The 6,058-nt window shown below is 73.5% G+C and carries 4 protein-coding genes; 3 read left to right on the top strand and 1 reads right to left on the bottom strand.

The window, feature by feature from the left end; genetic code table 11:
- On the top strand, positions 1 to 1,515 hold a 1,515-nt coding region (locus Ade02nite_RS13530), incomplete at its 5' end, for an alpha/beta hydrolase (protein ID WP_438870977.1).
- 83 nt (positions 1,516 to 1,598) lie between these two features.
- Here Ade02nite_RS13530 and glmS read toward each other — a convergent pair.
- Entirely contained in the window at positions 1,599 to 3,482 is a 1,884-nt protein-coding gene (gene glmS / locus Ade02nite_RS13525; protein WP_203761957.1) for a glutamine--fructose-6-phosphate transaminase (isomerizing), read from the bottom strand.
- Between the two features lie 171 nt (positions 3,483 to 3,653).
- Here glmS and Ade02nite_RS13520 point away from each other — a divergent pair, with 171 nt between their 5' ends.
- Positions 3,654 to 4,814, top strand: a complete 1,161-nt coding sequence (locus Ade02nite_RS13520; RefSeq protein ID WP_203761956.1) for an MmpS family transport accessory protein — start codon at positions 3,654 to 3,656, stop codon at positions 4,812 to 4,814.
- Positions 4,815 to 4,845: 31 nt separating this feature from the next.
- Positions 4,846 to 6,027 carry a pyridoxal phosphate-dependent aminotransferase gene (locus tag Ade02nite_RS13515; RefSeq protein WP_203761955.1) on the top strand — a complete coding sequence of 394 codons (1,182 nt, stop codon included), beginning with the start codon at positions 4,846 to 4,848 and terminating at the stop codon, positions 6,025 to 6,027.
- The last annotated feature ends 31 nt before the right edge of the window (positions 6,028 to 6,058 follow it).

Genomic DNA, 6,058 nt, shown 5'->3' with positions numbered 1-6,058 from the left:
CCCCCGCGCCACGACCCGCCCGAGGCTGACCCGATGACGGCCGATCCCGGCGTGGTCCACGCCCGTCTGCGGGCCACCGATCCCGGCCGGTGGCGGGCGCTCGCGCTCTCCTGGCGCCGCTGGGCCGAGCTGGCCGGCCGCCTGGCCGCCGAACTGACGGCCCGGCTGGTCGCGCTCGGCCGTTCCTGGACGGGCGGGGCCGCGACCGCCGCGTCCCGGCGGCTCGCCGGTCTGCGCCGCCGCCTGGTCCTCTTCCGCTCGCAGTGCTGGCGGGCCGACCAGGCGGTCAGCGAGTTCGCCGCCGCCGTCGAACGCGCCCGCCGCCTCCTGGCCAGCGCCGGCCCACCCGCCGACGTCCCCGCTGCCGCGCTGGATGCCGCCGCGCGGGCGGACGCGAGCGCCGCCGAGCGCCTGGGGCGGGTGGCCGAGGCGCTGCATGCGCCGGCCGAGCCGCCGGGCGCCGGGCGTCCCGACTGCACCGCGCCGCCCGGCGAGGTCGGCAGATGGTGGGCCGGGTTGCCGCCGGCGCAGAGGCAGTGGCTTCTGGCCACAGAGCCGGGGGTGATCGCGGGGCTCGACGGCGTTCCCGCGGGCGAGCGTGACATCGCCAACCGTCTGCTGCTCGACGACCGGCGCGCCGAGATCGACCGGGCCATCGCCGATGCTCGCGGGCCGGAACGGGACCGCCTGCGCCAGGTGCGCGACGGGCTCGCCGCGCTGAGCGATCGGCTGGCCGAGGGGGACGGCCCTCGCGCCTACCTGCTTCGGCTCGATCCGGCCGGTGAGGGGCGGGTGGTGGTCGCGCTCGGCGATCCGGACCGTGCCGACAACGTGCTGACCCACGTCCCGGGGATGACGGCCGGCCTGGCGTCGTTCGGCGGCGAGCTCTCCCGGGCCGAACGGGTCGCGGTCCGCGCCGCCGAGCTCGGGCCGGGCGCCGCGTCGAGCGCCGTGCTGTGGCTCGACTACGACGCTCCCGATTTCGTCGGCGAGGCGGCGAGCGCCCGCCAGGCCGAGGCGGCGGCGCCGGTGCTGCGCCGCTTCCAGGAGGGCCTGCGGGCCGGGCACGAGGGGCCGCCCGCGAGGCAGACCGTGCTGGGCCACAGCTACGGGTCGCTGGTGGTGGGCCGAGCGGCCGCCGGGCCCGGGCTCGACGCCGACAGCGTCGTCTTCGTGGGCTCACCCGGCGTCGGGGCCGATTCCGCGCGCGACCTCCGGGTGCCGTCCGGGGAGGTCTGGGCGACGACGGCCCGCGACGACGTGATCCAGTGGGCGGCGGTGGCGCCCGGTGGGCTGGGCCGCGACCTCGCCGTGGCGGCGGCCGTGCCGTTCGCCGGCCCGTGGCTGGCCTTCGGCCACCCGGAGGACGACCTGTGGTTCGGCCACAACCCGAGCGACCCAGGCTTCGGCGCACGGGTCTTCCCGAGCCGCCCGGAGGGTCACGTCGGCTACTGGAACCCCGGCAACCCGGCCCTCGACACCATGGCCGCCATAACCCTCGGCACAGCCCGATGACGCCACCCACCCCGACTCTGCCGGGACGAGGAAGGCCGCCCCGTGCCGGTTGGGCGGGTGGGGCGGCCTTCGGGGCTAGCGGGTCACTCGACGGTGACGGACTTGGCCAGGTTGCGGGGCTGGTCGACGTCGTGGCCGCGGGCGGCGGCGATCTCGCAGGCGAGGATCTGCAGCGGCACCGTGGTCATCAGCGGGGCCAGGAGGGTGGGGGTGTGCGGGACCGGGATCAGGTGGTCGGCGTAGGCGCGGACGTCCTCGTCGCCCTCCTCGGCGATCACGATGGTGCGGGCACCGCGGGCGCGTACCTCCTGGATGTTGGAGACGACCTTGTCGCGCATGACTCCGCGGCCCGCCGGGGACGGGACCACGCAGACGACCGGGGTGCCCTCGTCGATCAGGGCGATCGGGCCGTGCTTGAGCTCGCCGGCGGCGAAGCCCTCGGCGTGCATGTAGGCGAGCTCCTTCAGCTTCAGGGCGCCCTCGAGGGCCACCGGGAAGCCGACGTGCCGGCCGATGAAGAGCACGGTGGACGCCGTCTTGAGGTCGCGGGCCAGGGCGCGCACGTCCTCCATGGAGTTGAGCAGCTCGCGGAGGGCGTCGGGGGTGCTGCGCAGCTTCTCCACCACGGCGGCGACCTCGTCGGCGTACATGACGCCGCGGATCTGGGCCAGGTGGAGGCCGATCAGATAGGTGGCGACGAGCTGGGTGAGGAACGCCTTCGTCGACGCGACGGCGATCTCGGGGCCGCCGTGGGTGTAGAGCACCGCGTCCGACTCGCGCGGGATGGTGGAGCCGTTGGTGTTGCAGATGGCGAGGACGCGGGCCTTCTGCTCCTTGGCGTGGCGCACCGCCATCAGCGTGTCCATCGTCTCGCCGGACTGGCTGATCGCGATCACCAGGGTGGAGCGGTCGAGGATCGGGTCGCGGTAGCGGAACTCGCTGGCCAGCTCGACCTCGCACGGGATGCGGACCCAATGCTCGATCGCGTACTTGGCGACCATGCCGGCGTGGTAGGCCGTGCCGCAGGCGACGATGAAGACCTTGTCGATGTCGCGCAGGTCCTGGTCGGTGAGGCGGACCTCGTCGAGCACGATCTCGCCGCGGTCGGAGAGGCGGCCGAGGAGGGTGTCGGCGATCGCCTGCGGCTGCTCGGCGATCTCCTTGAGCATGAAGTAGTCGTAGCCACCCTTCTCGGCGGCGGACGCGTCCCAGTCGATGTGGAACTCGTGGCCGGCCGCGGGCGAGCCGTCGAAGCCGGTGATCTCGATCGCGTCGGGGGTGATCAGGACGACCTGGTCCTGGCCCAGCTCGATCGCGTCGCGGGTGTGCTCGATGAAGGCCGAGACGTCGCTGGCGAGGAAGTTCTCGCCCTTGCCGCGGCCGACGACCAGCGGCGAGTTGCGGCGGGCGGCGACGACCGCCCCGGGCACCTGCACGTCGACGGCGAGCAGCGTGAACGCGCCCTCGAGCCGGCTCACCGTGCGGCGCATGCCCTCGGCCAGCAGCTGCGGGCCGTCCACGGCGCCGGACTCGCGCAGCGCGCGCACCTCGGCGGCGAGCAGGTGGGCAGCGCACTCGGTGTCGGTGTCGCTGGTGAACTCGACGCCGGTCGCCTCGAGCTCGGCGCGCAGCCGGGCGAAGTTCTCGATGATGCCGTTGTGGATGACGGCCACCCGGCCGTCGGCCGACAGGTGCGGGTGGGCGTTGCGGTCGGTCGGGCCGCCGTGCGTCGCCCAGCGGGTGTGCCCGATCGCCGTGGTGCCGGTGGCGATGTCGTCGGAGAGCCGGTCGGCGAGGGCCTTCTCCAGGTTGGCCAGCTTGCCGGCCTTCTTCTCGGTCAGAACGGTGTCGCTGTTGATGACCGCGACGCCGGCGGAGTCGTATCCGCGGTACTCCAGCCGGCGCAGGCCGTCGAGAACGATGCTGAGCGCCGGACGACCGCCGACGTACCCCACGATGCCACACATGCCCGGCAGCGTATCCGACGATCGCTCATCCGTCATGCGCGAGAAGCACCCTTTCGAGCATGCGACGTGCGCAAAACGAGCCGAAAGGCGGGTGGCGGCGCCGATCGGCTGGCGCCACTGGCGTACCGTCGGCTGACGCGCACTGCCCCAGCGCTCGTCCCGGGAGAGACGTTGAGCAGCCATCCTGAGCCCGACAAGTCACCACCGGACCCCGACCGGACAGCGCAGGCCGGCGGGCCGCCGGCCCCGGCCTCGGGACAGCCCTGGTCCACCCCGTCGAGTGACGCGTCCGACTCCCATCGGCCGCCGCCGGCATCCGGGCCACCGGCATCGCCACCCCAGCCGCCACCGTCCGCGCCCCAGTCGCCGCCGGCGCCACGGCCGCCGACGTTCCAGCCCGGCTACGCGTCGTTGCCGGAGGCCGCGGATCGGGACTATCCGCCCACGGCGGAGTTTCCGGCCGCGCCCTCCGACCACGTGCCGCCCGGCTACGCACCACCGGGATACGGCTCGCCCTACAGCGCCCCCAGCGACTCGCCCTACAGCGCCCCCAGCGACTCGCCCTACAGCGATCCCGGCGGCTCGCCCTACAGCGCCCCCAGCGGCTCGCCCTACAGCGCCCCCAGCGGCTCGCCCTACGACGGCCACCTCGCTTCGGGCGGCTACCCACCGAGCGACGCCAACACGCCCGGTGGCGGCTATCCGGCGGGTGACGGCTACTCGGCGGGTGACGGTTACTCGGCGGGTGGATATCCGGCCGACGGCTACGCGGGTGGTTATCCGCCGCCCGGCGGCGCTCCCCCGCCCGGATACCAGCAGCCGGGCAAGCCGCCGCGGAAGAGCAATGTGCCGATCATCGCGGTGATCGTGGCGGTCACGCTGTTGCTCTGCGGGGGCGTGGCGACCGCGAGCGTGCTCATCGCGCGCAATGTGGCGGAACGGGCGGAGGAGGCGGTCAAGCCGATCACCGATCTGCCCACTGTCGATCCGGACCTGCCCGAGCTGCCGACCGATCTGCCCGGGGCGGACGGGAAGCTGAGCGAGAAGATCACCGTGACGTACGAGGTGAGCGGCGACGGGCCGGCGGCGCAGCTGGTCTATGTCGAGAAGATCGGTGAGACGCCCCAGCGGCTGGAAAACGTGAAGCTGCCGTGGAAGTTCACCACCGAGATGCAGACGCCCGCCCTGCTGTCGGTCTTCGCGGTACGCGCGGGTGAGCCGGACGGCACGATCAGCTGCCGGGTGCTGGTGAACGGCGAAGAGGTCAAGCAGCGCAGCTCCGACACGGGTACGTTCGCCAATGCCTCCTGCACCCATTTCGCGCTGCGATAGCGGCCGACACGCTGCGACAGGAACCGACACGATGACGAGCGACCCGCTGGTCGAACGGATGCGCCCGTTCGGCACCACGATCTTCTCCGAGATGTCCGCGCTGGCCGTCCGCACCGGCGCGATCAACCTCGGGCAGGGCTTTCCGGACACCGACGGGCCGGCCGAGATGCTCGACGCCGCCGCGCGGGCGCTGCGCGAGGGGGCCAACCAATATCCGCCGCTGCCCGGCATTCCGGCGCTGCGGCAGGCGATCGCCGCGCACGACCAGCGCTTCTGGGGTCTGACCCGCGATCCGGACAGCGAGATCGTCGTCACGGCCGGCGCCACCGAGGCGGTCGCCGCCGCGATCCTGGCGCTCTGCGAGCCCGGCGACGAGGTCGTCTGCTTCGAGCCCTACTACGACTCGTACGCGGCCTCCATCGCGCTCGCGGGCGCCGTGCGGCGGCCGGTCACGCTGCGGCCGGGGCACGGCGGGCGGTACGCCTTCGACGAGGGTGAGCTGCGCGCCGCCTTCGGGCCGCGCACCCGGATGGTGCTGCTCAACTCACCGCACAACCCCACCGGCAAGGTGTTCACCCGCGCCGAGCTCGACCTGATCGCCGCCCTGTGCCAGACCCACGAGACGTACGCCGTCACGGACGAGGTCTACGAGCACCTGGTCTTCACGGACGCGGCCGAGCCGCACGTGCCGCTCGCCAGCCTGCCGGGGATGCGGGAGCGCACCCTGCGCATCTCGTCGGCGGGCAAGACGTTCTCGTGCACCGGCTGGAAGATCGGCTGGGCGACCGGCCCGGCGCCGCTGGTGTCGGCGCTCACCCGGGTCAAGCAGTTCCTCACCTTTGTGAACGCGGGACCGCTGCAACCCGCCGTCGCGGTCGCGCTGGGGCTGCCGGACGACTACTTCACCGGCTTCCGCGCCGGGCTCCAGGCGCGCCGCGACCGGCTGGTGACCGGGCTGGCCGAGGCCGGCTTCGACGTCCTGCCGTCCGAGGGCACTTACTTCGTCACGGCCGATATCACCCGATCGGGTGGCACGGACGGCGTCGACTTCTGCCGTGCGCTGCCCGAGCGCTGCGGGGTGGTGGCCGTCCCCACCCAGGTGTTCTACGACCACCAGGAGGCGGGCCGCCACCTGATCCGCTTCGCCTTCTGCAAACGCGAGGAGGTCATCGACGAGGCCGCCAAGCGCCTCGCCAAGCTCGCGGGCCGCTGAAGACGGTCGCAGCCGGGCAAAAAGGCCGCCG

It is taken from the genome of Paractinoplanes deccanensis, from assembly GCF_016862115.1.
Taxonomy (GTDB): Bacteria; Actinomycetota; Actinomycetes; order Mycobacteriales; family Micromonosporaceae; genus Actinoplanes; species Actinoplanes deccanensis.
Note: the sequence above shows the minus strand (reverse complement) of the source record. Positions and strands in the feature narration are given on the sequence as shown.

Excerpts from the sequence above, each read along its gene's own strand:
- glmS (WP_203761957.1), bottom strand. The coding sequence starts at position 3,482 with ATGTGTGGCATCGTGGGGTACGTCGGCGGTCGTCCGGCGCTCAGCATC.
- Ade02nite_RS13515 (WP_203761955.1), top strand. The coding sequence starts at position 4,846 with ATGACGAGCGACCCGCTGGTCGAACGGATGCGCCCGTTCGGCACCACG.